Consider the following 26,267-nt stretch of genomic DNA (forward strand, 5'->3'; position numbering starts at 1 on the left):
GCGAACCGACCGGCCCCCAGGGGAGGACGCTCGTGACCCAGGACGCGCAGAGGATTCCGTACTCGACGAACAACGCCGGGGTTCCGGTGGAGAGCGACGAGCACTCGCTCACCGTGAGTCCCGACGGCCCGATCCTGCTCCAGGACCACTACCTGATCGAGAAGATGGCCCAGTTCAATCGTGAACGGGTCCCCGAGCGGGTGGTCCACGCCAAGGGCGCGGGCGCGTACGGCGTCTTCCAGGTCACCAATGACGTCAGTCAGTTCACGAGGGCCGACCTCTTCCAGCCGGGCCGCAGGACCGAGATGCTGGCCCGCTTCTCGACGGTCGCGGGCGAGCAGGGCTCCCCCGACACCTGGCGGGACCCGCGCGGTTTCGCCCTGAAGTTCTACACCGAGCACGGCAACTACGACCTGGTCGGGAACAACACCCCGGTCTTCTTCGTGCGGGACCCGATGAAGTTCCAGGACTTCATCCGCTCCCAGAAGCGCCGCCCCGACAACGGGCTGCGCGACCACGACATGCAGTGGGACTTCTGGACCCTGTCCCCCGAGTCCGCGCACATGGTGACGTGGCTGATGGGCGACCGGGGCATTCCGAAGGACTACCGGCACATGAACGGCTACGGCTCGCACACCTACCTGTGGGTCAACGGCGGTGGCGAGCGGTTCTGGGTCAAGTACCACATGAAGACGGACCAGGGCATCGACTTCCTGACGCAGGCCGACGCCGACCGGATCGCGGGCGAGGACCCCGACTACCACCGGCGCGACCTCTTCGACTCGATCGCGGGCGGCGAGCCGCCGAGCTGGACCATGCACGTGCAGGTCATGCCCTTCGAGGACGCGGCGAGCTACCGCTTCAACCCCTTCGACCTCACCAAGGTGTGGCCGCACGGCGATTACCCGCTGATCGAGGTCGGCCGGATGACCCTGGACAAGAATCCGCCGGACTACTTCATCCACATCGAGCAGGCCGCCTTCGAGCCCTCGAACCTGGTGCCGGGCATCGGCCCGTCGCCGGACAAGATGCTGCTCGGCCGGCTGTTCTCGTACCCCGACACGCACCGCTACCGGATCGGGCCGAACTACGCCCAGCTCCCGCCGAACCGGGCCCGCTCGCTGGTGTCCTCGTACGCCAAGGACGGACCGATGCGGTTCGAGGCGTCCAACGCGGCCCGCCCGTACGCACCGAACTCGTACGGCGGCCCCGCGGCCGACGTCGCGCGCTTCGGCGAGCCGGCCGGCTGGGCCACGGCGGGCGAGATGGTCCGCGAGGCGTACTCCGCGCACGGCCAGGACGACGACTGGGGCCAGCCCGGCACGATGGTCCGCCACGTCCTCGACGACGCGGCACGCGACCGCCTCGTCTCGAACGTCAGCGGGCACCTGCGGGATGGGGTCAGCGCCCCGGTCCTGGAGCGTGCCTTCCAGTACTGGCGCAGCATCGACAAGACCACGGGCGACCGGATCGCGGCGGCGGTCTCGGGCCCCTGAGGCCCACGGGAGCCCCTACGAGAACCGCCGCCCCGCAGCCGTGAAGGCTGCGAGGCGGCGGTCTGTCAGTGGCCCTGGTTCTCACCGAACAGCGGCGGGTCCGGCGGCTTCGGGCCGCCGGTCTTGGTCGGCGTCGCGGTCGGCGACGTCGTCGGAGTCGGCGACGTGGTCCGGGTGTTGGTCGGCGTCGGGGTCGGCGTCGGGGTCGGCGAGTTCGCCGGCGGGCTGCTGCTGGCCGGCGGCTGGCTGGAGGGGCTCGGCGAGGGCGTCGGGGAGGCGCTGCGGGACGGCGCCTGCGAGGCGCCCATCTCCGCGTCCGACGTGTCGAACTCGCCCGTGTTCACGCCCTTGAGCGCCGCCAGCGTGTACGCCTTCCAGATCTCGGCGGGGAAGCTGGAACCGCCCGCGCGGCCACCACCGGCGGTGCCGGTGAGGGTGACCTGCTTGTGGGTGCCGGGCTCTTCGCCGAACATCGCGACGACGGTGACCAGTTCCGGGGTGTAGCCGGTGAACCAGCCGGCCACGTTGGACTCGGTGGTACCGGTCTTGCCGGCGGCCTCGTAGGCGCTGCTCTTGACCTTGTTGCCGGAGCCGTCGTTGACCACGCCGGTGAGCACCTTGGTGACGGTGTCGGCGGTCTGACGGCTGATGGCCTGGCTGCCGACGGCCTGACGGGGGGTGAACTCGCCGTCCTTGTGCTCGGCGCTCTTGATGATCGTCGGCGTGACCTTCTTGCCGTGGTTGTCGAGGGTCGCGTAGACGCCCGCCATCTCCAGGGTGTTGGCGCTCATCGTGCCGAGCGACATGGCCGGCTTGTCCTCGGGCCAGCCTTCGCGGTCCTTCATGCCGAGCGCGAGGGCCGTCTTCTTCACGGCGGGCGGGCCGACGTCCACGATCATCTGCGCGTAGACGGAGTTGACCGAGAAGTTGGTCGCGTCCTGGACGGTGATCTCCTTGCCGAAGTCCTTGTCGTCCTGGTTCTGCGGGTTGAACGGGATCTTGCTGCCGACTACCTGGCGCTTGCTCGTGCCGTCGTAGAGCGCGTTCGGGGTGATCGGCTTGCGGTCCTGGGTGTTGGCGTTGTTCTCCAGGGCGGAAGCGAGCACGATCGGCTTGAAGGTCGAGCCGGGCTGGTAGTCGGTGCGCAGGGCGTTGCTCGCGGACTTCTCGGCCAGGCCCTGACCGCCGTACATGGCGACGATCGCGCCGGTCTTCGGGTCCACCGAGGTGGCGCCGGCCTGGACGCTCTGGTCCTGCGGGCGGTTCTTGGTGTCCTTGCGGTCGAGCTTGGACTCCAGCTCGTCCTGGACCGCCTTCTCCAGCGCCGCCTGCTTCTTCGGGTCGATGTTGAGCACGATGTTCCAGCCACCGGCCGCGATCTGCGCGTCGGTGATCTTCTGCTCGTTCATCTCGTCGTTGGCCGCCTGGATCAGGTAGCCCTTCTGACCCTCCATGCCCGGGCGGGGCTTGGGCGCGATCGGCGGCGGGAGGGTCATGGTCTTGCGCTTGGCCGGATCCAGCTTGCCCATCTCGACCATGTTGTCGAGGACGGCGTTGAAGCGGATGTTGACCAGCCTCGTGCCGTTCGGGCCGGCCGTCGCCAGGTCGTACTGGCTGGGGGCCTGGATGACGGAGGCGAGGTACGCGCCCTGCTCCAGCGTGAGCTTGTCGGCGTCGACCCCGTAGAAGGCCTGGGCCGCGGCCTGGATCCCGTACGCGTTGCGGCCGTAGAAGTTGGTGTTCAGGTAGCCGACGAGGATGTCGTCCTTCTCCATGCGCTGGTCGACCTTGAGGGAGATCACCAGCTCCCGGAGCTTGCGCGTCGCCGACTGGTCCTGCGTCAGATAGTAGTTCTTGACGTACTGCTGAGTGATCGTCGAGCCGCCGGCCTTGCCCTTGCCGGTGACGGTGTTGAACAGGCCTCGGGCCACGCCCATCACGTCGATGCCGCGGTCCTGGTAGAAGGACTTGTTCTCGATGGCGATGAAGGCGGTGCGGACGTCCTCGGGGATCTTGTCGATCGGCACGAGCTCGCGGTTCATCTCACCGGTGCGGGCCATGACCGAGCCGTCGGCGTACCGGTAGGTGTTGCTCTGGAGCGTGGCCTGCTTGTTCGGGTCGGTGGGTTCGTTCACCGAGAAGTAGAGGATGATCGCCGCGGCCATGAGGAGCAGGATCAGCCCGAGGAACGTCCCGAGGATCTTCTTCCAGGTGAAGAAGCGACGTATGCCGGTGCGTTTGCCGGCGCCGCCCTTGTCCTTGGCGCCCTTGGCACGTCCGCTCGGCGCCCGCCGCGCACCGCGCTGCTGCTGCGCCTTACGCGCTTCTGCTCGGCCCATCGCTCCCGCTCCGCTCGATTACCCCCCGACGTCAGCTCAGAAAGCTAACACCGCAGGCTGTGACAAAGGATGGTCAACCCTTGCCAATACCGGTCAATCCGGACGTGAGAATCAGCACCCACATCACAGGAACCGACGCACACGATGCCCCAAGGGTTGCCGTACTCCGAAAAAGTGATATCACTTTGCTAAGCAGCTCGACCGGCTGCGACCACGAGAAACGGGGCAAATGATGACGAACGACGTCTCCACGCCGCAGGGCATACGGGAATTCACCGCGCGCAGCGTGGGCGGCGGCCTGGCGCTGCTGCTCGGACTGGTGGGCGTACTCGCGGGGGCGGGGCTGATCGCGCTCGGCGCCACCGCGCTCTCCTCCGCGCAGGCGGCCCTGAGCGCCGGCGGCGTGATCCTGATCCTCGCCTCCCTCCTCGCGATGAGCGGGCTCAACACGGTGGCGCCCGGCGAGGCCCGGGTGGTCCAGCTGTTCGGCCGCTACCGGGGCACGATCCGCACCGACGGCCTGCGCTGGATCAACCCGCTGACCTCCCGGGAGAAGATCTCCACCCGGGTGCGCAACCACGAGACGGCCGTCCTGAAGGTCAACGACGCCTACGGCAACCCCATCGAGCTGGCGGCGGTCGTGGTGTGGCGGGTCGAGGACACGGCGCGGGCCACCTTCGAGGTCGAGGACTTCACGGAGTTCGTCGAGACCCAGACCGAGGCGGCCGTGCGGCACATCGCGATCGAGTACCCGTACGACGCGCACGAGGAGGGCGGCCTTTCGCTGCGCGGGAACGCCGAGGAGATCACCGAGAAGCTGGCCGCCGAGCTGCACGCCCGGGTGGACGCGGCCGGGGTGGCCATCATCGAGTCCCGCTTCACGCATCTCGCGTACGCTCCGGAGATCGCCTCCGCGATGCTCCAGCGCCAGCAGGCGGGCGCGGTCGTGGCGGCCCGCAAGCAGATCGTGGAGGGTGCGGTGGGCATGGTCGAACTGGCCCTGACCCGCCTGGCCGAGGAGGAGATCGTGGACCTGGACCCGGAGCGCAAGGCCGCCATGGTCTCGAACCTGATGGTCGTCCTCTGCGGTGACCGCGCCGCCCAGCCGGTGGTCAACACGGGAACCCTCTACCAGTGACCCCGCCGGAGGAAGGTGGCCGGGCGGGCCGGCAGCCGCGCAAGCAGGTGCTGCTGCGGCTCGACCCCCAGGTGTACGAGGCGCTGGCCCGCTGGGCGGGCGAGGAGCTGCGCAGCGCGAACGCCCAGATCGAGTTCCTGCTCCGCCGGGCCCTGGCGGAGTCCGGCCGCCTCCCCTCGTCCCCCGGCCCCATCCCCCGCCGCGGCCGCCCCCCGAAGCCGGCCGACTGACGGCTGCTGGGGCTCCGCCCCAGACCCCGCACCTCGGCTATGCGCTCCAGGTATACATCGAGGGTATACACCCGGTGTACAGTCACCGGTATGTCCATCGGTCACACACTCCTCGGCCTCCTCGAGGCCGGCCCCCGCCACGGCTACGACCTCAAGCGCGCCTTCGACGAGAAGTTCGGCCACGACCGCCCCCTCGCGTACGGGCAGGTCTACTCGACCATGTCCCGCCTCCTCAAGAACGGCCTCGTCGAGGTCGACGGCATAGAGAGCGGCGGCGGCCCCGACCGCAAGCGGTACGCCATCACCGACGCCGGCATCACCGACGTCGACACCTGGCTCTCCGAGCCCGAGAAGCCCGAGCCGTACCTCCACTCGACCCTCTACACCAAGATCGTCCTCGCCCTGCTCACCGGCCGCAGCGCAGCCGGTCTGCTGGACACCCAGCGGGCCGAACACCTGCGCCTCATGCGCATCCTGACCCAGCGCAAGCGCAAGGGCGACCTCGCCGACCAGCTCGTCTGCGACCACGCCCTGTTCCACCTGGAGGCCGACCTGCGGTGGCTGGAGCTCACCGCCGCCCGCCTCGACCAGCTCGCCCAGGAGGTACGCCGATGACCCCGGCCGGTTCCCTGCTCGCCGCCACGGACCTCCGCAAGGCGTACGGGCCCACCCACGCGCTCGACGGCGCCGAGTTCTCCATCCACCCCGGCGAGGTCGTCGCCGTCATGGGCCCCTCCGGCTCCGGCAAGTCCACCCTGCTGCACTGCCTCGCCGGGATCGTCACGCCCGACTCCGGCTCCATCACGTACGACGGCCGCGAGCTGTCCGCCATGAACGACGCCGAGCGCAGCACCCTGCGCCGCAGCGAGTTCGGCTTCGTCTTCCAGTTCGGGCAGCTCGTACCGGAGTTGACCTGCGTCGAGAACGTCGCCCTCCCGCTGCGCCTCACCGGCGTCAAGCGCAAGGAGGCCGAGCGGACGGCCCTGGGGTGGATGGAGCGGCTCCAGGTGGAGGACCTGGCCCGCAAGCGGCCCGGGGAGATCTCCGGCGGCCAGGGCCAGCGCGTGGCCGTCGCCCGCGCCCTGGTCACCCAGCCGCGGGTGATCTTCGCGGACGAGCCGACCGGCGCCCTCGACTCCCTCAACGGCGAGCTGGTGATGCAGCTGCTCACCGAGGCCGCCCGGTCCGCCAGCGCCGCCGTCGTCCTCGTCACGCACGAGACCCGCGTGGCCGCCTACTCCGACCGCGAGATCGTCGTACGCGACGGCAAGTCCCGCGACATGGAGCGCATCGTATGAGCAAGCTCCGCACGTGGTCCCGCGACCTCGGCATGGGCGCCCGGTTCGCCTTCGCCGGCGGCCGTGAGGGCTGGACCCGCACCCTGCTCACCGGCATAGGCGTCGGCCTCGGCGTCTCGCTGCTGCTCATCAGCACGGCGATCCCCGGCGCGCTCGCCGCCCGCAACGAGCGCGGCGACGCCCGCAGCACGATGACCGCCACCGCCGAGCACCCCGGGCCCGACACCTTGCTCATCGCCCGGGCCAACCAGACGTACCACCAGAAGGACATCGACGGCAGCCTGGTGAAGGCTGAGGGTCCCGAGGCCCCGGTGCCACCGGGCCTGAAGAGGATCCCCGGCCCCGGCGAACTGGCCGTGTCCCCCGCCCTGAAGGAGCTGCTGGCCTCCTCGGACGGCAAGCTCCTGCGCGAGCGCCTCGACGGACGCATCACCGAGACCATCGCCGACGCCGGCCTGACGGGCCCCGGCGAGCTCGTCTTCTACGCCGGCGACGACCGGCTGCAGGTGGCGGCCGACACGATGGGCCGCGTCCAGCGGATCACCGCGTTCGGCTACGAGCGGGACGGCGAGCCGCTCAGCCCGGTCCTGCTGCTCCTGGTCGTCCTCACCTTCGTCGCCCTGCTGCTGCCGGTCGCCGTCTTCATCGCCGCCGCCGTCCGCTTCGGCGGCGAGCGCCGCGACCGCCGGCTCGCGGCCCTGCGCCTGGTCGGCGCCGACGGCCGGATGGTCCGCCGGATCGCCGCGGGCGAGGCCCTGGCCGGGTCGCTGGCCGGGCTCGTGCTGGGCACCGGCTTCTTCCTGATCGGGCGCCGGCTCGTCGGCAGCTTCAACCTCCAGCAGCGCAGCGTCTTCCCCGCCGACCTCGACCCGACGGTGTGGCTGGCCGCGCTCGTGGCGGTCGCGGTGCCGGCCGCGGCCGTCGCGGTCACCCTGTTCGCGCTGCGCGGCGTGGTGATCGAGCCGCTGGGCGTCGTGCGCACGGCCCGGCCGAGCAAGCGCCGCATCTGGTGGCGGCTGCTCCTGCCGCTGGCCGGACTGGGCCTGCTCGCACCGATGGCGGGCCGCGGCAACAACAGCGGGCGGTTCAACCAGTGGCAGGTCAGCGGCGGCGTGGTGCTGCTCCTGGTCGCCGTCACCGCGCTGCTGCCCTGGGTGCTGGAACGATTCGTCGGCCGGATGTCCGGCGGCCCGGTCTCCTGGCAGCTGGCCGTGCGCCGGCTCCAGGTCAACAGCGGCGGTGCCGCCCGGCTCGTCAACGGCATCGCCGTGGCGGTCGCGGGCGCCATCGCCCTGCAGATGCTGTTCGCGGGCGTCGAGGGCGACTACACCGCGGAGACCGGACAGGACCCCTCCCGGGCCGCCGTCTCGATCCTCCTCGACCGTGAATCCAAGGTCGACGTGGAGCAGTTGGCTCAGCAGGTCGCCGGGTCCGCCGGCATCCTCAAGGCGGTGCCGCTGCGCTCCGTCGCCGCCGCCCACGACGTCCCCGAGGACACCAAGCTCATCAACGTCACCGTCGGCAGCTGCGAGGCCCTGCGCGAGGTCGCCGCGCTGGGCTCCTGCAAGGACGGCGACGCCTTCCTCGCCACCGGCTCTCCCGACAAGAACAGCAGGTACGGCGGCACGGCCGAGCCCGGCGACAAGCTGTTCGTGGGCAACGTGATGGGCCACTCGGACGAGGTCAAGCCGGTCGAGTGGACCGTGCCCGCCACCGCTCGCACGGTTGCCAGCCGCCCGGACCCGACCGGCAATCTGCGCTCCGGTCTGCTGGTGACCCCGTCGGTCGCCCCGAAGGACACCGGCACGTTCGGCTCGACCCAGATCTTCGTACAGGACGACGATTCGGACCCGGACGGGCTGGAGCGGGCCCGGACGGCCGCGTTCAAGGCGTCCCCCCTGTCCACCGCCATGACGCTCAGGGCCACGAAGCAGGACGGCGGCTACTCGGCGATCCGCACCGGGCTGTTCTTCGGGGCCACCGCCGTGCTGATCCTCATCGGCTCGAGCCTGCTGGTCTCCCAGCTGGAGCAGCTGCGCGAGCGCAAGAAGCTGCTGTCGGCGCTGGTCGCCTTCGGCACCAAGCGCTCCACCCTGAGCCTGTCGGTGCTGTGGCAGACCGCCCTGCCGGTCGGCCTGGGGCTGGGCCTGGCCGCCGTGTTCGGGGTGGGACTGGGCGCCGTACTGATGCGGATGGCCGCCGCCCCGGTACGGATCGACTGGCTGTCGGTCGCGGGCATGACCGGCGTGGCCGCCGGTGTGGTCGCGGTGGTCACCGTGCTGAGCCTGCCGCCGCTGCTGCGCCTGATGCGCCCGGACGGCCTGCGCACGGAGTGACCCGCACACCCGCTCCCTACGGCTCGCTAGTCAGTGGGCCACACCGGGAGCGGGCGTACGGCTTCGCGCAGCGCGGCGGCGATCGCCCGGAACTCCTCCTGGCGGGCGGTCCCCGTCCGCATGGCCAGGGCGATCCGCCGTGACGGCGCGGGCTCGGCGAAGTACCCGGTGGCCAGGTACTCGTTGCGGGTGGTCTCCAGCCGCAGCGCGGTACGCGGCAGCAGGGTCACGCCCAGCCCGCCGGCGACCAGCTGGACGAGCGTGGAGAGCCCGGCGGCGGTCGTGGTGACATCCGCCCCGGCCGTCCGCCCGGCCTCCCGGCAGATGTCCAGCGCCTGGTCCCGCAGGCAGTGCCCCTCGTCGAGCAACAGCAGCTGCAGTCCGCGCAGTTCCTCGCGCGGGATGTCCTTGCGCCCGGCCAGCGGATGCTCCCGGGGCGCGAGCAGGACGAAGTCCTCGTCGAAGACGGGCAGTTCGGTGACCCCGGGCACGCCCAGCGGCACCGCGAGCAGCAGCAGGTCGAGGCGCCCGCCGGCCAGCCCGTCCAGCAGCGAGGCCGTCTGCTCCTCGTGGACCTGGAGGTCCATCCGCGGATAGCGCCGGTGGAACAGCCCCAGCACGGTCGGCAGCAGGTACGGCGCCACGGTGGGGATCACCCCGAGCCGCAGCACCCCGGTGAAGGGCGCCCGTACCGCCTCGGCCTCCTCGAGCAACCCGCCCATCGCCTCGAGCACCACCCGCGCCCGGGCCGCGATCCGCTCCCCGGCCGGGGACAGCAGCACCTTGCGGGTGGTCCGCTCCAGCAGCTGTACCCCGAGGGCCTCCTCCAGCGCGGACACGGCCCCGGACAGCGCCGGCTGGCTCATCCCGATGGCGGCGGCGGCATCCCGGAAGTGCAGATGCTCGACCACGGCCGCGAAGGCGCGCAGCTGCGCCAGGGTGGGTTGCTTCGCTCCCCTATTACCGACAGCCACTGATAGGCACCTCCGATCACCAGGCTCTAGCGTAGCTATTTCTGTAATCAATGCAGCTGTGCCAGCATGTGAGATCCGTCCAACCCTCTCGGAAAACCCCCAAAAGGGGCAATTTCCATTCTCAAGGAGAGCACGTGCTCACTGTCGGCGACCAGTTCCCCACGTACGACCTGACCGCTTGTGTCTCGCTCGAAGCCGGATCCGAGTTCGCGCAGATCGACCACAAGACGTACGAGGGCAAGTGGAAGGTCGTCTTCGCCTGGCCGCTCGACTTCACGTTCGTGTGCCCGACGGAGATCGCCGCCTTCGGCAAGCTGAACGAGGAGTTCGCCGACCGCGACGCCCAGATCCTCGGCTTCTCGCTCGACTCCGAGTACGTCCACCACGCCTGGCGCAAGGACCACGCCGACCTGCGTGACCTGCCCTTCCCGATGATGTCCGACATCAAGCGCGAGCTCTCCACCGACCTCGGCATCCTCGGCCAGGACGGTCTCCCGATGCGCGCCGTCTTCATCGTGGACCCGAACAACGAGATCCAGTTCTCGATGGTGACCGCCGGTTCCGTGGGCCGTAACCCCAAGGAGGTCCTGCGGGTCCTCGACGCCCTGCAGACCGACGAGCTGTGCCCCTGCAACTGGAACAAGGGCGAGAGCACCATCGACGCCGGCGCGCTGCTGGCCGGTGAGTGACGGATGCCCCTCGACTCCCTGAAGTCCGCCGTACCGGACTTCGCCAAGGACCTGAAGCTGAACCTCGGTTCGGTCATCGGCAACCAGGACAAGCTCTCGCTGCAGCAGCTCTGGGGCACCGTCCTGTCCTGCGCGATCGCCGCCCGCTCCCCGCGCGTCCTGCGTGAGCTGGAGCCGGAGGCGAAGGCGAACCTCTCGCCGGAGGCGTACACCGCCGCCAAGTCCGCCGCCGCGGTCATGGCGATGAACAACGTCTTCTACCGCACCCGGCACCTGCTCTCCGACCCGGAGTACGGCACGCTGCGCGCGGGCCTGCGGATGAACGTCATCGGCAACCCGGGCGTGGAGAAGGTCGACTTCGAGCTGTGGTCGCTCGCCGTCTCCGCGATCAACGGCTGCGGCCAGTGCCTGGACTCGCACGAGCAGGTCCTGCGCAAGGCCGGCGTCGACCGCGAGACGATCCAGGAGGCCTTCAAGATCGCCTCGGTGATCCAGGCCGTCGCGGTCACCCTCGACGCCGAGGCCGCCCTCGCCGCCGAGTAGCAGCACCCCGTACGAAGACCAGGGCCCCGCAGCCGTTCCCGGCTGCGGGGCCCTGCTCGTTCACTTCTTCAGCGCCACCATGAGCATGCGCATGTCCTCGATCATCGCCGCCTTGAGCGCGTCCCCGTCGGTCTCGACGTCCCCGTCCTCCCCCCACCACTGGACGGTGAGCGTGAACACCGAGCCGCCGTCGAGCACCTGGAGCTGTGGAGACCGCACCAGACCGGAGATCAGTGCCTGTTCCCCGAGCCCGGGGACTTTCTGCACGTTCACGGTCTGCACGTCCATGGACCCGTTGAGCACCGGCCGGACGCCGAACTCCGGCGCCGGGTCGGTCTTCTTGTGCAGCTCGACCAGCACCTGACCGTAGTAGGAGGCCCGGCCCTCGGTACGCAAGGTGTTGTAACTGCAGAACGACCAGTCCAGAGCGGGACTCTCGCTGTGGCTCGGCAGACCCCCCTCGAACGCACCGGCCATCCCGCCGAGCGCCCTCAGCGGCGCTTGGGCGCACAGGTCCTCGGAGTGCCGGTAGGCGATCCGCGGGGCATCGGTGAATCGATCCTGCAGAGCCAGGGTCCCCGCCCAGACAGCCGAGGCCAGTACCGCCCCGCCCAGCGCCCACCACCACGGCCGTACGGGCCGTCGTACGGGCTCACCCACCGCGTCCGGTCGTGCCGGTTCGGCCGGGTGGTCCGGGGGCCACTCCCCCTCCAGCTCAGGCTCGCTGATCATTCCCGGGCTCCCCCATGGCCGAGCCCACCGCCGTAGCCCCGTGCGGGCCCGGGCCGACCGCTCCGTGGCCCATGTGGGCCTGCTCGCGCGAGTACGCCCTCAGGTAGCCCACCGCGGTGTTGGTGACGGCGACCAGCGGTACGGCGACCACCGCTCCCCCGATGCCCGCGATCAGGCCGCCGGCGGCCACCGCCAGCACCACCGCGAGCGGGTGCACCCGTACCGCCCGGCCGAGGATGAAGGGCTGGAGCACGTGCCCCTCGATCTGCTGCACCGCAAGGACGACCAGCAACACCATCAGAGCGGTGAACACGCCCTGGGTCACGAGCGCCACGACCACCGCGAGGGCGCCGGAGACCACGGCGCCGACCAGCGGGATGAAGGCGAACAGGAAGATGAAGACGGCCAGCGGCACGGCCATCGGCACGTCCAGGAAGTAGATGCCGAGGCCGATGAAGATGGCGTCGATGAGCGCGACGAGGACGGTGCCCCGTACGTACGCGGTCAGCGTGCGCCAGGCGCGCGGACCGGCTCCCGCCACGCCGGGCCGGGCGGCGGCCGGGACGAGGCCGAGCGTCCAGTTCCAGATGCGCTTGCCGTCGTAGAGCAGGAAGAGCGTCGAGAACATCGCGAGCAGGATGCCCGTCAGCACCTCGACGAGCACCGTCACGCCCTGCAGGCCGGCGGAGGTGATCTGCTCGGTGTTGGTGCCGATGGTCTCGCTGAGGTTCTTCGCGATGTCGTTGATCTGCTTCTCGGTCACGTGGAACGGACTGTCCAGTGCCCAGAGTTTGAGTTCGTTGATGCCGTCGCGGACGCGGTCGGAGAGGTCGTCGAGGTTCTCCATGACCTGCCAGACCACGAACCAGCCGACGAGCCCGATGACCACGAAGCCGAGGATCGCGGTGACGGCGGTGGCCAGTCCCCGGGGCAGGCCCAGTTTCCGCAGCCGGACCACGAAGGGCTGGAGCAGCGCGGTGACCAGCATCGCGGCGGCGAAGGCGAGGACGACCAGGCGGACTTCGCTGATCACCTTCATCAGCACCCAGAGCATCCCGGCCAGGAGCAGCAGCCGCCAGCTGACCTCGGCGGCGACCCGCATGCCCCACGGGACCACGCTCACCGGGTCGGGGCGCTCGGGAAGCGCGGGGGCGGGCGCGGGGCCCGGCGCCACCGCGGCGGCCGCCGCCGGTCCCCGGTCGGCGGCGACGGGGTGCGGCAGGCCGCTCCTGGCCTCGGCCTCGACCTCGGCGCGCCGCTCGTCGAGCCGCGCCTCCATCCGGTTCAGCCTGCTCCCGAGCCGGCCGAGCCAGCCTTCCCTCTTCGCCATGTCGTTCCTTTCCCCCCGCCCCGCTGGTCACACCTCGAAAGACCGTACACGCGAGGAGCCCCGCACCGTAGGACGGTGCGGGGCTCTCCCGAGTTGAGCGGGATGCGGCGGTGTCGCCTAGTACCAGCCGTTGGCCTGGTGGAAGCTCCAGGCTCCACACGGGCTGCCGTACCGGTCTTCCATGTAGTTCAGGCCCCACTTGATCTGCGTGGCGGGGTTGGTGCGCCAGTCGGCACCGGCCGAGGCCATCTTCGAGCCCGGGAGCGCCTGGACCAGACCGTAAGCGCCCGAGGACGAGTTGACGGCCTTGTAATTCCAGGTGGATTCCTGGTTGATGATGTTCGAGAAGCACTGGAACTGGCCGGCCGGGACCATCTGCTGGGCGATGGCCTTGACCTGAGCGACCGTGTAGGAGCTCTGGACCGCGAAGTCGCCGGCGTCGCGGGCGGCGGAGCGGCTGGCCACTTCCTTCGCCTCGCGTTCCTTCTTCGCCTTCTCGTCGGCTGCCTTCTGCGCCTCGGCCTTCTTGGCCTTGGCGTCCTCGGCGGCCTGGATGCGGGCGGCCTCCTCGGCCGAACGCTTCGCGTCGGTGTCGGCGGCGTGGGCGATGGTGTCGGCCTGCTGCGTCAGGGACGCGCTCTGGACCTGCGCCTGGTCGCCGACCGGGATGTCAGTGAGGAGAGTCGCCCCGGAGGCGGTCGTCTCGAGGTCGTTCGAGGAGGGGTCGCCGGTGGCAACGCCCACGACTGCGCCGACGGTGGTGACCGCGGTGGCAGAAGCCACTGCGAAGCCCCGTACCGAGATCCGGCTCACACGATGTCCTTCCAGCAACGTCCGCAGTGACCGCGCGGACGCAAGAGTGCCCCTCGACACTGGCCTCCGTGGTTCTACGGTCACTGGAGACGCGGGCCCGTGGGCAACTCCCTCGCGGGGGCTGCACGTGAAACTCCGGGCGGCATACGGCAATCGACTGTGGAGTTGTGGTGCTGCGCGTACCTCACGGCTGATGCCGGAGATACAACTGTGCCGTATGCGGGGCCTGACGGAAAACAGACTCTGCCGGACCTCGACACCGCAGGGCAATTCTCCGTTGCGTGTGAAAGGTCACACCTGGGATGTTGCCTTTGGTTTCGCGAAAGACCTGTGCAGCGCGACGCCGCCCGGCTAGGCTCTCGGGCCTTTACCGGACGGCGTCAACTCACTTTCCCGCTATGGGTTTTTTGACCGTTTCAGCCCCCCTGCCGGGGTCAGAGGGTCTCCAGCATCTCGGTGACCAGAGCGGCGATCGGGGACCGCTCGGAACGCGTCAGCGTGATGTGCGCGAAGAGCGGATGCCCCTTCAGCTTCTCAACGACGGCGACCACTCCGTCGTACCGGCCGACCCGCAGGTTGTCCCGTTGGGCGACATCGTGGGTCAGAACGACCCGCGAATTCGCGCCGATTCGGGACAGAACGGTCAGAAGGACATTCCGTTCCAGCGACTGGGCCTCGTCCACGATCACGAAGGCGTCGTGCAGCGAGCGGCCGCGGATGTGCGTGAGCGGCAGGACTTCCAGCATCCCGCGGTTCAGCACCTCCTCGATGACCTCGCGCCCGGCCACGGCCGAGAGGGTGTCGAAGACCGCCTGCGCCCAGGGGCTCATCTTCTCGGAGGCGTCCCCGGGCAGATAGCCGAGGTCCTGCCCGCCCACCGCGTACAGCGGCCGGAAGACCATCACCTTCTGGTGCTGCCTCCGCTCCAGCACCGCCTCCAGGCCGGCGCACAGGGCCAGTGCCGACTTTCCGGTACCCGCCCGGCCTCCCATCGAGATGATCCCGATCTCGGGATCGAGGAGGAGGTCCAGGGCGATGCGCTGCTCGGCGCTGCGGCCGTGCAGCCCGAAGGCCTCGCGGTCGCCCCGTACGAGCTTCACGTTGCCGTCCGCCGTGACGCGGCCGAGCGCCTTGCCCCGCTCGGACTGGAGGACCAGCCCGGTGTGCACGGGCAGTTCGGCGGCCTCCTGGACGTAGAGGCGCTCCTCGGAGTAGAGGAGGTCCACCTGCTCGCCGGAGAGGGCGAGCTCGCTCATGCCGGTCCAGCCGGCATCGGTGATCGCGAGCTCCGCGCGGTACTCTTCGGCGATCAGCCCCACGGAGGAGGCCTTGATGCGCAGCGGGAGATCCTTCGAGACCACCGTGACGTCGTAGCCCTCGGCCTGGAGATTGCGGGCGACCGCGAGGATCCGCGAGTCGTTGTCCCCCAATCGGAAGCCTGCGGGCAGGACACCCGGGTCGGAGTGGTTGAGCTCGACACGCAGGGTGCCGCCCAGATCGCCCAGCGGGATGGGGGCGTCGAGGCGTCCGTACCGGACCCGGAAGTCGTCGAGCAGGCGCAGGGCCTGGCGCGCGAAGTAGCCGAGTTCGGGATGGTGCCTCTTTGCCTCCAGCTCGGTGATCACCACGATCGGGAGCACGACCTCGTGCTCGTCGAATCGGGAGATCGCGTTGGGGTCTGCCAGCAGGACGCTGGTGTCGAGGACGTAGGTCCGCCTGTCGGGCAGGCGGCGCTTTGTGCTGGTCACCACGGAAGGACGTACCCCCTCGGAAGAGGTCGGGCCATGAAGACCGGACCGGTCATCGGCACCCATGCCAGGGCCGATTCCCGGCCCTCCACTCCGACCGTGCGAACCGCACGTGCGTCCTGGTGCAAAGGGCCTCCCGGGCGGACGACCCCATGCCGTCCGCTGAGACTCGACACCCGTGGATCGGGCATCGACCTGAAAGTGGTATTCCCCGATCAGGCCAGGCCATGCCATGGCATATGACGGACGCTCGGTGAATCCTCCCCCAGCTACCGCTGGGAGGTGCCCCCAGGTGAAGGGTTCGGGAGGGAAGGGGTGCCGGTGACCGAGGGGGCGTCAGGGACCCCCGGGGGTACGGAGCGTGATCAGGACCCGTACCGCCGGTGGCGGGCCGCGTAGTCGCGCAGGGCCCGCAGGAAGTCGACCTTGCGGAAGGCCGGCCAGAAGACCTCGCAGAAGTAGTACTCGGAGTGCGCGCTCTGCCACAGCATGAATCCGGACAGCCGCTGCTCGCCGCTGGTGCGGATCACGAGGTCCGGGTCGGGCTGGCCGCGCGTGTAGAGGTGCTCCGCGATGTGGTCGATGTCCAGGATCTCGGCGAGCTCCTCGAAGGAGGTGCCCTTCTGCGCGTGCTCCAGCAGCAGCGAGCGGACCGCGTCGGCGATCTCCTGACGGCCGCCGTAGCCGACGGCGACGTTGACGAGTATCCCGTCGATGTCGTGCGTGGCCTGCTCGGCCTCCTTCAGCACGGTCTGGGTCCGCGCGGGCAGGATGTCGAGGTTGCCGACGTGGTGGACGCGCCAGCGGCCGTCCGCGGCGAGGCCCCGTACGGTGTTCTCGATGATGTTGAGCAGCGGGCGGAGCTCGACCTCCGGCCGGTCCAGGTTGTCCGTGGAGAGCATCCACAGGGTGACGACCTCGACGTCCGTCTCGGTGCACCAGCCCAGCATCTCGGAGATCTTGTCGGCTCCGGCCTGGTGGCCCTGTTCCGTGGTGCCTCCGGACGCCTTCGCCCAGCGCCGGTTCCCGTCCAGAATGACGCCGATGTGCTTGGGCGCCGCGTCATGGTCGAGGCGGCCTTCCACCCGGCGTGCGTAGAGCCTGTACACCAGGTCGCGCAGCTTCACGATCTTCCAGCCCCTCCGTGCAATGCCCCCGTGCGAATTGCGGTCCCCCGAGTGCGCCACATTACTGCGCGGCGGGATGGGGTACCCAACTCGGTCTGTCACAGCTCCGTGATAGGGAGGACAACGTGACTGATAACAATCCCTATCGGGCAGAGCCCTCGCGCTACGACTCCATGGAGTACCGGCGCACGGGCCACAGCGGCCTCAAGCTCCCCGCCATCTCCCTCGGCCTCTGGCACAACTTCGGCGACGACAAGTCGCTCGAGTCCCAGCGGGCGATCCTCCGCCGGGCCTTCGACCTCGGCGTCACCCATTTCGACCTGGCGAACAACTACGGTCCGCCGCCCGGCTCGGCCGAGCTGAACTTCGGCAAGATCTTCGCCCAGGACTTCGCGCCCTACCGCGACGAGCTGATCCTCTCCACCAAGGCCGGCTACCTGATGCACCCGGGGCCGTACGGCGAGTGGGGCAGCCGCAAGTACCTGCTGAGCTCGCTCGACGCCTCGCTCGAGCGGATGGGCGTGGACTACGTCGATATCTTCTACTCGCACCGCTTCGACCCGGAGACCCCGCTCGAGGAGACCATGGGCGCCCTGGCGTCCGCGGTCCAGCAGGGCAAGGCGCTCTACGTCGGCGTCTCCTCCTACACCGCGGAGCAGACCACCGAGGCGGTGCGCATCCTGCGCGGGATGGGGGTGCGTCCGCTGATCCACCAGCCCTCGTACTCCATGATCAACCGCTGGACCGAGGACGACGGGCTGCTGGACACCCTCGAGGAGTCCGGCATGGGCTGCATCTCCTTCGCGCCGCTCGCGCAGGGCCTGCTGACGGGCAAGTACCTCAAGGAGATCCCGGCGGGCTCGCGGGCCACCCAGGGCAAGTCCCTCAACCCGGAGCTGCTGTCGGACGAGGTGCTCCGCAGGCTCGACGGGCTGAACGGAATCGCCGCGCGGCGCGGGCAGTCGATGGCCCAGCTGGCACTGAAGTGGGTGCTGCGCGACGACCGGATGACCTCGGCGCTGATCGGCGCGTCCAGCGTGCGGCAGCTGGAGGAAAACGTGGCCGCGCTGGCGGGCGATCCGCTCTCCGAGGCCGAGTTGAAGGAGATCGACTCCTTCGCCGTGTCCACCCCCGGCACCAACCTCTGGGCCCAGCGCGGCTGACCTGCGCGTATGCCCGTGGGGCGCGGAGAACAAAAAACGGGCCGGTCCGTGGGGGGGATACGGACCGGCCCGAGGGGGGGGTTCCACCATAACCCTTCGTAAAGCGTGATGCGTGCATTGGCGCGCCACGATTACGCTCCGAAACCGCCCAGCAGCACTCCGGTGAGTGCCCCGGCGGCCATGAAGGGGCCGAAGGCGAAGCCGTCCTGGCGTGTCGCGGAGCCGCGCAGCACAAGGAAGAGGCCGTACAGGGCCCCGTAGAGGAAGCCCAGGAAGGCCCCGAAGGCCCATACCCCCCACCCGTACCACCCAAGAGCGACCCCCAGCGGAAGCGCCAGCTTGACGTCCCCGAAGGCCAGCCCGGCGGGGTTGAGCACGTGCAGCACGAGGTACGAGGCCCCGAGCGCGCCCCCGCCCAGCAGCGCGAGCCGCCAGTCGCCTCCGGCGCGGGGCAGCAGGGCGGCCGATCCCAGCCCGGCGGCGACCGCGGCGGCCAGCGGCAGGGTCAGTACGTCGGGCAGCCGGTGCACGGCACGGTCGACGAGCGCGAGCAGCACCAGCGCCGGGGCGAGCCCCACGTAGGCCACGGCCTCGGGCCGCGCGCCGACGGCCGCCCCGAGCGCGGCGCAGACCCCCGCCGTCAGTACCGCGACCGGCGCCGCCCGCCTCCCGTACGCGTGCCCGCCCGGCCCCGGGACCCGGCAGCGGGCCGGGCCCAGCCAGCCCGGCAGGGCATGCCCCTGCGGGCAGCTGTCCCGCCAGGGCTCCTCCGGCTCGACGGACAGCCGCCAGGCGGCGCGCGGCAGCAGCAGCCCCGCGGCCACCCCGTACCCGGCGGCAAGAACGATCACGACCACACCCATCCGGCGACGGTAGGCCCCGCAGCCCCGCACGAACCAGCCCCGCCTGGGCTTGAGTCCCGGTAGCGGCGCCGCACCCTAGGGTGACCCGCATGGCTCACTGGGACGACGGACACGGCACCCTCACGGTCGGGGCGGTGGCGGTGCCGCTGGAGATCGCCGCCTCGTACCGGGCGCGGACCCGGGGGCTGCTCGGCCGGGACGGCATCGCCGGGGCCATGCTGCTCACCCCCGCGGCGAGCGTGCACACCTTCCGGATGCGCTTCGCGATCGACGTGGCGTACCTCGACCGGAACCTGCGCGTCCTGGCCGTGGTCACGATGGCCCCGGGCCGGCTCGGGCTGCCCCGGCCGCGCTCCCGGCACGTCCTGGAGGCGGCGGCCGGAGCGATGGCCGGCTGGGGGCTGGGGCCCGGCACCACCGTGCGCGTGGACAGGTCCGCGGACAGGCCCGAGGACAGGTCCGTGGACGGGCCCCTGGACAGGTCCTAGTGGAGGTCCCGCCTCGGCGGTAGGTTGGGGCGGTTGAGCTGGGGTGTCAGGGGAGTGCATGACGGAGAACGCGATCAAAGCGCTGGAGCAGATCATGCCGGCGACGCACGGCGCCGACGAGGACATCGACTGGCCGAGCGCCGAGGCTGCCTGGGGCACCCGGTTCCCGGCCGACTTCGTCGCCTTCATGGGCCGCTTCGGTGCGGGCTCCATCAACGGCGAGGCCAGCATCCTGCTCCCTCTCCCCAAGCCCGGACTCCAGTGGGACCCGGCCGAGATGGCCGAGGAGACCGAGAACGCCCGCCACGTCTGGGAGGCGGAGGGCGGCCGGGCCGCCTTCGACGTGGACCCGGAGGCGATCATCGCCTGGGGCGTCACCGGCGGATCCGACATCCTGTGCTGGCTCACCTCCGACCCCGACCCTGACCGGTGGCCGGTCCTGGTGTGCGGGCGGCACACCGCCGACTCCTTCGCCGTGTACCCGTACGGCATGGCCGAGTTCCTCTACCGGCTCTGCTCCGACGAGTTCGACGTGAGCCCGGTCAGCATCACCTTCTGGGACGGCGGCCACCTCAGCTTCGTCCACTGGCGCAAGGCCCAGCGCCGGTGGCAGGAGGGCCGCAACCCCGAGACGGGTGAGCCCGACCCGTACGCGGGCGAATTCGCCGACTGACGTTCCCGTCACACCACCGAGCCCGTTCCGTGACCGGAAACGGGCTTTTCGGCATGTCTACGCGCGTCCGTTCCGTGGATCACATATCGGAAAACACCATGCGGAAAAGCCCCAGTTGGAGCATTGACCACAAGTGCCCCCCAATGGAATCAGCCACCCCACTTTCAGGAGAGAATTCCGGCCAACGGGCCATGAAGGGACACCCCAGCCCGGAGCAACTCATAAGTAGTAACGGGATCCAAAAGAAAATCAGGGGAATACACCCGTGGGACGAAGAATCTTCGGCACGGCCGCCACCACGGTCGTGCTCGGACTGCTGATACCACTGGCCGGATGTGGCGGCTCCGGAGGCGGCGCAGGTGGCAGCGGCACGCTGCGCCTCGTCGCCGCCGAATACGGCGACACTCCGGCCACCAGTTCAAAGGCGTTCTGGGACAAGGTGACCGCCGATTTCACCGCCGCGAATCCCGGAATCAAGGTCGAGGTCAAGCTCCTGCCGTGGGCCGACATCGACCGCGAGGTCTCCCGTATGGTCAAGGCGGGGAACGCGCCGGACATCGCGCTCATGGGCTCGTACTCGGACTTCGCGGCCCAGGGAAAGCTCTATTCCGCGGACGAGCTCCTCTCGGTCACCCGGGAGGCGAACTTCCTCCAGCCGCTCGCCGAGGCCGGCACCGTCGGCAGCACCCTCTACGGTCTGCCCTTCGTGGCGAGCAGCCGCCTCCTCTTCTACAACGAGGCCCTGTTCTCCAAGGCCGGCGTCAGCGCACCCAAGACCTGGGCCGACCTCAAGTCCGCCGCCAAGGCGCTCAAGGACAAGGGTGTGAAGTTCCCGTACGCCATGCCCCTGGGCCCGGAGGAGGCGCACGCCGAGGCGATGATCTGGGAGCTGAGCAACGGCGGCGGCTACGCCGACAACAGCGGCAACTACAGCCTGGCCTCCGACCCGAACATCCAGACCTGGCGCTGGGTCAAGGACAACCTGATCGCCCCCGGCCTCGTCGGCCCCACCCCGCCGTCCCAGCTCAACCGCGCCGACGCCTTCGCCGCCTTCCTGCGGGGCGAGGTCGGCATGCTCAACGGCTACCCGTCGCTCGCCCACGAGGCGCGCGCCAAGGGCATCGGCGTCGGCACCGTGTCCATGCCGGTCTCGGACACCCTCGCCAGCGGAGAGGTCCCGCCGACCGTGGGCGTGGCCGACTGGATGATGGCGTTCAAGCAGAACGACCAGCGCACCGAGATCGGCACGTTCCTGGAGTTCCTCTACCAGGACAAGAACCTGTCGGACTTCGCCAACCGCTACCACCTGCTGCCGTCCACCGTCACCGCCTCGCGCACCGCGGGCGGCGGCCTCGACAAGAACGACCAGCAGTTCCTGACCGCGCTGTACGGCGCACAGCTCTACCCGGTGAACGACCCGTCCTGGGTGACCGTCAGCGACACCATCAAGCGCAACATCGGACGGGCGGTGGAACCGAACGTCGACCCGAAGACCGTCCTCGAGGACATCGCCTCCAAGGCGAACGAGGCCTCGAAGAAGCACTGAAGAACCCCGCGACACGGGACCTTCGCCCCATGCCGCAGACCACCCCGTGCGGCAGGATGGCCACTGCGGCTCTCGATCCGAGGCCCCGGCCCCGTCGCCCGCCGAGCACCCACAAGGTGCGCAGGGCGGCCGGCCTCAGCGCTGCCCCTGCTGCCCCTGCTGCCCGTATCGCCCTTACTGCGCTTGTCGCCCTTACTGCCCTTGCTTCCCGTGGTCCGCGGCGAACGCCTTCCGGTGCTGCTCGCAGCTCGAGTTCCAGGGCAGCTTGCCCGTGAGCGTCCCGTAGCCAGAGCGCGTCACCGACCACTCCACCGTGTACTCACCGGTGTCACACGCGATCCGCTTGCCGCCCGCGACCTTCTCGCGCCCCGTCGCCGGCTTCCCGTCCAGCTTCCGGCGGACCTCCCCCGCCTTGGCCCCCTTGGCGGTGCGCAGTACGGCGTGCACCTCGATCTGGTGCGTGCCCTCCTTGGTCGTCACCGCCTTCTTCACGAGCGTCGAGTCCGACACCGACCAGGCGAACTCGTACGACGGCTGCCACTCCAGCGTCTTGGGGTCGGGGACCTGTCGTTCGTAGTCCGGGGCGCCGGAGGGGCCGGGGCGGGTGACCGTGTCGTACTGGATTCCGGTGTGGAAGCGGAACTGCGCCTCCAGCTTGTGCATCTCGTCCTTGGTCCACATCGACTTCATGGACTTCTCGCCCCCGGCCGGGTCCTGGAGGTACGCCGTCCCCTCCGCGGCGGTGGCCGGCTGTACGAGGGCGGGGGCGAGGGCCGCCGCGGTAGTGGCGAGGGCGAGAGCTGCCATGCGGGTGCGCGTCATGCCCGGTCCAACGGGGCCCTCCGGCGGGCCGGAACGACGCCGGGCGCGCTTTCACCCTTACGGGAGCGCTCACCTGCCGGAATGGCGCGGGGCTGAAATTCAGGCCTGACCCGTCTCGAAGCGGCTGATGCGGCCGTCAGGGGTGACGCGGAAGTTCCAGGCGGTGCGCATCTCGCCCCAGGTGTCGTTGCGGTAGTTGACGACCAGGTGGTGACCGCCGTCGGACTCGGACTCGACCTGCATGTGGCCGCCGGAGTCGAAGATCTCCTTGTCGATCCACTGGTGGACGTCGCGGTCCGAACCGTCGTCGGACATGGTCGCGTCGGGGGTCAGCAGTGCGAGGAAGGCGTCCTTGTCGTGGCCGTTGACGGCGGCGACGAAGGCGCCGACGACGGGGTCGGACAGCTTGCCTGGGGTGAGGGTCACAGCGGCCTCCTGGTCGGGCTTACGGGCCCACGCGCGTACGGTCGTACGCGCGTGACCAGGGAACACCCCGCGCCTGTCCGGGGCGTCGACCCTCACCCGTTCGCCGCCGGACGGCGTGTCAGGAGGGGTCGGGGGCCTCGGGGACGGTGCGGACCGGGAAGCCCGTCGGCCGGCCCTGCTCCTTCAGCCAGGCCAGCACCTGGTCGAGGGCGTCGACGGTCTGCGCGCGGTTGCCGCCGCCGTCGTGGAAGAGCACGGTCGGGCCGTTGCCGATCTCGCGTTTGACGGCGTCGACGATGGCGGCCGTGCCCGGCTTGCCGAAGTCCTTGGTGTCCACGTTCCAGCCGAGCGGGCGCATCCCGTGTGCGGCGGCCAGGCGCCGGCTGTCGGGGGTGAAGGCCCCGCCGGGGGCCCGGTAGTAGTCGACCTTCGCGCCGGCGCCCGCGGCTTCCTCTATCAGCCGCTTCGCGTCCAGGATCTGCTGTTCCTGGTAGGCGACGGGCTTCTTGTCCATGGCCGTGTCGTGGTCCATGGTGTGGTCGCAGAGCCGGTGGCCGGCTGCGACGACCTGCTTGACCAGGTCGGGATGGGCCTTGGCCTGCGGACCGATCATGCAGAAGGTGGCCTTCACGTCGTGCTGCTTCAGCACGTCGAGGACCTTCGGGGTCCAGCGGGGGTCGGGGCCGTCGTCGATGGTGATGTTGACGGCGTTTCCGCCGCTTTCGGAGTCGTGGGCTATGCCCTCGGGTATCCGCTCCGGCTGCTGCCGGCCGGGGTGGCCCGCCTGGCCGGGGTTTTCGGCTTCCTTCTCCCGGGACACGTTCCGATGCGCGGGCTCGTGACCCGATTCCACGGCGGCCGCCACGCCCCACACCGTCGCCGCCACGGCTACGGCGGAAGCCGCGACGACGGCGCGGGCCCGGATGCCCTTCTCGTTCATGCGCGTCAAGAACCCCATGTCCACTCCCCATCCGCCTCGTCCGCGTTCTGTGGATCAGGACGTTCGTCGCAGCAGGGGGGTTCCAGCCGAAGAGCCCATAAATTCCAATTAATGGGACAGATGGGATCGGTGGGACTTTAGTCCTCGATCGTCCCGAGTTCCTGCCCTTGCGCAACCGGGGTGAAACGGTTCGTCTTCCTGGTCCGCCCGTCAGGGGGAGGCGGTGACGGATTCCTGCCGGGCGGGTGCGGTCTTGCTGTCCTGGCTCGCGTCGCTCGCAGTGTTGTTGGGCGTGGGGGTGCCGCGGAGGGGGACTTCCTTGATGAACAGGGCGGCTGCGAAGCCGAGTACGGCGATGATGGCGCCGAGGAGGAAGGCGGAGTGGGTGCCGACGGCGACCGCGTACTGGTAGGCCTCGCGGATGGCGTCGGGGAGTTTGGCCAGGCTCGCGGCGTCGAGCTGGGCGGAGCCGGCGGCCGCGGCGGCCTGGGTGCCGAGCTTGTCGGTCATGGTGGTGGTGACCTGGTGGGTGAACAGGGTGCCCATCAGTGCGACTCCGAAGGCACCGCCGAGGGTACGGCCCAGGGCGGTGGTGGAGGAGGCGACGCCCATGTCCTTCATCTCGACGCTGTTCTGCGCCACGAGCATGGTGATCTGCATCAGGAACCCGATCCCCGCACCCAGGACCGCCATATAGGCACCGGAGACGAGGCGGGGGGTGGCGGTGTCCATCGTGGAGGCGAGGAACAGGCCCAGGACCACCAGGGCGCCGCCGGCGATCAGGAAGATCTTGTATTTGCCGGTGTTGGTGGTGATGCGGCCGGTGATCATCGAGACGGCCAGCATCGAGCCGAGCAGGGGCAGCAGGAGCAGCCCGGAGTTGGTGGCCGAGGCGCCCTGGACCGCTTGCAGGAACAGGGGGAGGTAGAAGACACCGCCGACGGTGACGAACCCGACGAGGAACCCGATCAGGGCGATGAGGCTGAAGTTGCGGTTGCGGAAGACGTGCAGCGGCAGGACCGGCTCGGCGGCCTTCGTCTCCACGTAGAGGAACGCGGCGGTGGACAGGACGCTGACGGCGATCAGGGTGGTGATGCGGGCGGAGGACCAGGCGTACTGGGTGCCGCCCCAGGTCGTCACCAGCACCGTGGAGGTGATCGCGGCGGTCAGCAGCGCCGCCCCCAGATAGTCGACCTTCGGACGGGCTCCTTGCGTCTTCTTGGGCAGGTGGAGGACGGCGGAGACCATGACCAGGGCGACGGCGGCGAGCGGCAGGTTGATGTAGAAGGACCAGCGCCAGCCCAGGTGATCGGTGATCGCGCCGCCGATCAGCGGGCCGCCGATCATGGAGATCGCCGAGACGGCGGCCATCATGCCCTGGTACTTGCCGATCTCGCGGGGCGGGATCACACTGCCGATGATCGCCATCGCGCCGACCAGCAGACCACCCCCGCCCAGACCCTGGATCGCACGGAAGGCGATCAGCTGGCCCATGTCCTGGGCCGCGCCGCAGAGCGCGGAGCCGATCAGGAAGATGACGACCGAGGTGAGGAACGCGCCCTTGCGCCCCCACATGTCGCCGGCCTTGCCCCAGATCGGGGTCGATGCCACCGTGGCCAGGGTGTAGATGGTCACCACCCACGACAGATACTCCAGACCGCCCAGCTCACCGACGATCGTCGGGATCGCGGTACTGGTGATCATCGTGTCCAGCGAGGCCAGCAGCATCGCGATCATCACCGACATGAGGACGACCCGCACACTGCGCGGCTTCCCGCCCTTCGAAGTCCCGGCAGAATTGACTGTGTCCACCATGTCCCCTCCCCTGACCCTGCTTGACGCGCTTCCTCCCAGGCTGCACTTACTTGCCGCCCGGCTAGTTCACCATTAAGGTAGACATGTAACTAGCCGGGCGTCAAGTAAGTACGAGTGAGCATGCGAGCCGAAGGAGATTCCATGTCCAGCAGCACTGCGCAGAGACGGCGCGGGGACACACGTCAGCGCATCCAGGACGTCGCACTGGAACTCTTCGTCGACCAGGGCTACGAGAAGACCTCGCTCCGCGAGATCGCAGAGCGCCTGGACGTCACCAAGGCCGCGCTCTACTACCACTTCAAAACAAAGGAAGACATCATCGTCAGCGTCTTCAACGACCTGACCCGGCCCATCGACGAACTCATCACCTGGGCCCGGCAGCAGCCCCCCACCCTGGACACCAAACGCGAAGTCCTGCGCCGCTACAGCGAGTCGATGGGGGCCGGCGCCTCACTCTTCCGCTTCATGCAGGAAAACCAGGCCACCATGCGCGAACTGAGCATCGGCGAGACCATGAAGAACCACATGGCCGAACTCGTCGAACTCCTGCGCACCCAGGACGGCCCCCTCACCGACCAAGTCCGCTGCGTCAGCGCCCTCTTCACCCTCCACGCCGGGATGATGTACCTCCAGCACGTGGAGGGCGACCCGGAGGAGACCCGCCTGGCGGCCCTGGAGGTCGCGACGGACCTCATCACGCAGGCCCACCAGGCGGCATAGCGCGGACAGGCGAGTTGC

General features: G+C 69.7%; 25 protein-coding genes. 13 read left to right on the forward strand and 12 right to left on the reverse strand.

Annotated elements, in window-relative coordinates; all coding sequences use genetic code 11:
• Nucleotides 1-32 precede the first annotated feature (32 nt).
• Nucleotides 33-1,496, forward strand: a complete 1,464-nt coding sequence (locus OHA89_RS14450) for a catalase (protein WP_406366311.1) — start codon at nt 33-35, stop codon at nt 1,494-1,496.
• A 65-nt stretch (nt 1,497-1,561) separates the two neighbouring features.
• Here OHA89_RS14450 and OHA89_RS14455 read toward each other — a convergent pair whose 3' ends face one another.
• On the reverse strand, nt 1,562-3,835 hold the full coding sequence (locus OHA89_RS14455) for a transglycosylase domain-containing protein (RefSeq protein ID WP_266615222.1): 2,274 nt from the start codon (nt 3,833-3,835) through the stop codon (nt 1,562-1,564).
• A 229-nt stretch (nt 3,836-4,064) separates the two neighbouring features.
• Here OHA89_RS14455 and OHA89_RS14460 point away from each other — a divergent pair, with 229 nt between their 5' ends.
• From OHA89_RS14460 to OHA89_RS14480, 5 genes are all read left to right on the forward strand, one after another.
• Nucleotides 4,065-4,973: an SPFH domain-containing protein gene (locus tag OHA89_RS14460; RefSeq protein WP_257554418.1), complete on the forward strand. Its 909-nt coding sequence runs from the start codon at nt 4,065-4,067 to the stop codon at nt 4,971-4,973.
• Nucleotides 4,970-5,203 (forward strand): hypothetical protein, encoded by a 234-nt coding sequence (locus tag OHA89_RS14465; RefSeq protein ID WP_215148762.1) that lies wholly within the window; start codon nt 4,970-4,972, stop codon nt 5,201-5,203. The genes OHA89_RS14460 and OHA89_RS14465 overlap by 4 nt, the downstream gene beginning before the upstream one ends.
• A gap of 90 nt (nt 5,204-5,293) precedes the next feature.
• Entirely contained in the window at nt 5,294-5,818 is a 525-nt protein-coding gene (locus OHA89_RS14470) for a PadR family transcriptional regulator (RefSeq protein ID WP_215148760.1), read from the forward strand.
• Nucleotides 5,815-6,501, forward strand: a complete 687-nt coding sequence (locus OHA89_RS14475; RefSeq protein WP_266615226.1) for an ABC transporter ATP-binding protein — start codon at nt 5,815-5,817, stop codon at nt 6,499-6,501. The genes OHA89_RS14470 and OHA89_RS14475 overlap by 4 nt, the downstream gene beginning before the upstream one ends.
• Nucleotides 6,498-8,837 carry an ABC transporter permease gene (locus tag OHA89_RS14480; protein ID WP_406366314.1) on the forward strand — a complete coding sequence of 780 codons (2,340 nt, stop codon included), beginning with the start codon at nt 6,498-6,500 and terminating at the stop codon, nt 8,835-8,837. Before OHA89_RS14475 ends, OHA89_RS14480 begins: the two co-directional genes overlap by 4 nt.
• 26 nt (nt 8,838-8,863) lie before the next feature.
• On the opposite strand, the gene OHA89_RS14485 is transcribed toward OHA89_RS14480, so the two are convergent.
• A complete protein-coding gene (locus OHA89_RS14485; protein ID WP_215148754.1) occupies nt 8,864-9,811 on the reverse strand; it encodes a hydrogen peroxide-inducible genes activator in 948 nt (315 codons plus the stop codon).
• Nucleotides 9,812-9,945: 134 nt separating this feature from the next.
• Between OHA89_RS14485 and OHA89_RS14490 the strand changes: the two genes are divergently transcribed.
• Both OHA89_RS14490 and OHA89_RS14495 read left to right on the forward strand, forming a co-directional pair.
• Entirely contained in the window at nt 9,946-10,500 is a 555-nt protein-coding gene (locus OHA89_RS14490; protein ID WP_215148752.1) for a peroxiredoxin, read from the forward strand.
• A gap of 3 nt (nt 10,501-10,503) precedes the next feature.
• Complete coding sequence (locus OHA89_RS14495) at nt 10,504-11,043, forward strand: alkyl hydroperoxide reductase (RefSeq protein WP_406366317.1); 540 nt, start codon at nt 10,504-10,506, stop codon at nt 11,041-11,043.
• 60 nt (nt 11,044-11,103) lie between these two features.
• On the opposite strand, the gene OHA89_RS14500 is transcribed toward OHA89_RS14495, so the two are convergent.
• From OHA89_RS14500 to OHA89_RS14520, 5 genes are all read right to left on the reverse strand, one after another.
• Nucleotides 11,104-11,775: a hypothetical protein gene (locus OHA89_RS14500; protein WP_266615233.1), complete on the reverse strand. Its 672-nt coding sequence runs from the start codon at nt 11,773-11,775 to the stop codon at nt 11,104-11,106.
• Nucleotides 11,759-13,105, reverse strand: coding sequence for an AI-2E family transporter (locus OHA89_RS14505; protein WP_266615235.1), 1,347 nt, complete (start codon nt 13,103-13,105; stop codon nt 11,759-11,761). Before OHA89_RS14505 ends, OHA89_RS14500 begins: the two co-directional genes overlap by 17 nt.
• 117 nt (nt 13,106-13,222) lie before the next feature.
• Nucleotides 13,223-13,918, reverse strand: coding sequence for a transglycosylase SLT domain-containing protein (locus tag OHA89_RS14510; RefSeq protein WP_215148746.1), 696 nt, complete (start codon nt 13,916-13,918; stop codon nt 13,223-13,225).
• Between the two features lie 434 nt (nt 13,919-14,352).
• A complete protein-coding gene (locus OHA89_RS14515; protein WP_257554439.1) occupies nt 14,353-15,669 on the reverse strand; it encodes a PhoH family protein in 1,317 nt (438 codons plus the stop codon).
• A gap of 362 nt (nt 15,670-16,031) precedes the next feature.
• On the reverse strand, nt 16,032-16,793 hold the full coding sequence (locus OHA89_RS14520) for an isoprenyl transferase (RefSeq protein WP_215148743.1): 762 nt from the start codon (nt 16,791-16,793) through the stop codon (nt 16,032-16,034).
• Between the two features lie 125 nt (nt 16,794-16,918).
• Between OHA89_RS14520 and mgrA the strand changes: the two genes are divergently transcribed.
• On the forward strand, nt 16,919-17,956 hold the full coding sequence (gene mgrA, locus OHA89_RS14525; protein ID WP_266615236.1) for an L-glyceraldehyde 3-phosphate reductase: 1,038 nt from the start codon (nt 16,919-16,921) through the stop codon (nt 17,954-17,956).
• Nucleotides 17,957-18,087: 131 nt separating this feature from the next.
• Here the strand turns inward: mgrA and OHA89_RS14530 are convergent, their stop codons facing one another.
• Nucleotides 18,088-18,819 carry a prepilin peptidase gene (locus OHA89_RS14530; RefSeq protein WP_406366319.1) on the reverse strand — a complete coding sequence of 244 codons (732 nt, stop codon included), beginning with the start codon at nt 18,817-18,819 and terminating at the stop codon, nt 18,088-18,090.
• 89 nt (nt 18,820-18,908) lie between these two features.
• Between OHA89_RS14530 and OHA89_RS14535 the strand changes: the two genes are divergently transcribed.
• From OHA89_RS14535 to OHA89_RS14545, 3 genes are all read left to right on the forward strand, one after another.
• Nucleotides 18,909-19,307: a DUF192 domain-containing protein gene (locus tag OHA89_RS14535; protein ID WP_266615238.1), complete on the forward strand. Its 399-nt coding sequence runs from the start codon at nt 18,909-18,911 to the stop codon at nt 19,305-19,307.
• Nucleotides 19,308-19,365: 58 nt separating this feature from the next.
• Nucleotides 19,366-19,980: an SMI1/KNR4 family protein gene (locus OHA89_RS14540; protein ID WP_215148735.1), complete on the forward strand. Its 615-nt coding sequence runs from the start codon at nt 19,366-19,368 to the stop codon at nt 19,978-19,980.
• Nucleotides 19,981-20,245: 265 nt separating this feature from the next.
• Complete coding sequence (locus OHA89_RS14545; protein ID WP_257554444.1) at nt 20,246-21,526, forward strand: extracellular solute-binding protein; 1,281 nt, start codon at nt 20,246-20,248, stop codon at nt 21,524-21,526.
• A gap of 192 nt (nt 21,527-21,718) precedes the next feature.
• Here the strand turns inward: OHA89_RS14545 and OHA89_RS14550 are convergent, their stop codons facing one another.
• From OHA89_RS14550 to OHA89_RS14565, 4 genes are all read right to left on the reverse strand, one after another.
• A complete protein-coding gene (locus tag OHA89_RS14550) occupies nt 21,719-22,348 on the reverse strand; it encodes a hypothetical protein (RefSeq protein ID WP_266615240.1) in 630 nt (209 codons plus the stop codon).
• Nucleotides 22,349-22,447: 99 nt separating this feature from the next.
• Nucleotides 22,448-22,774: a nuclear transport factor 2 family protein gene (locus OHA89_RS14555; protein ID WP_257554446.1), complete on the reverse strand. Its 327-nt coding sequence runs from the start codon at nt 22,772-22,774 to the stop codon at nt 22,448-22,450.
• A 118-nt stretch (nt 22,775-22,892) separates the two neighbouring features.
• Nucleotides 22,893-23,732, reverse strand: coding sequence for a polysaccharide deacetylase family protein (locus OHA89_RS14560; RefSeq protein WP_406366323.1), 840 nt, complete (start codon nt 23,730-23,732; stop codon nt 22,893-22,895).
• Between the two features lie 192 nt (nt 23,733-23,924).
• On the reverse strand, nt 23,925-25,529 hold the full coding sequence (locus tag OHA89_RS14565; RefSeq protein ID WP_406366324.1) for an MDR family MFS transporter: 1,605 nt from the start codon (nt 25,527-25,529) through the stop codon (nt 23,925-23,927).
• 141 nt (nt 25,530-25,670) lie between these two features.
• Between OHA89_RS14565 and OHA89_RS14570 the strand changes: the two genes are divergently transcribed.
• Nucleotides 25,671-26,249 (forward strand): TetR/AcrR family transcriptional regulator, encoded by a 579-nt coding sequence (locus tag OHA89_RS14570; RefSeq protein WP_406366326.1) that lies wholly within the window; start codon nt 25,671-25,673, stop codon nt 26,247-26,249.
• Nucleotides 26,250-26,267: the final 18 nt, after the last annotated feature.

It is taken from the genome of Streptomyces sp. NBC_01546, assembly GCF_045208355.1.
Classification (GTDB): domain Bacteria; phylum Actinomycetota; class Actinomycetes; order Streptomycetales; family Streptomycetaceae; genus Streptomyces.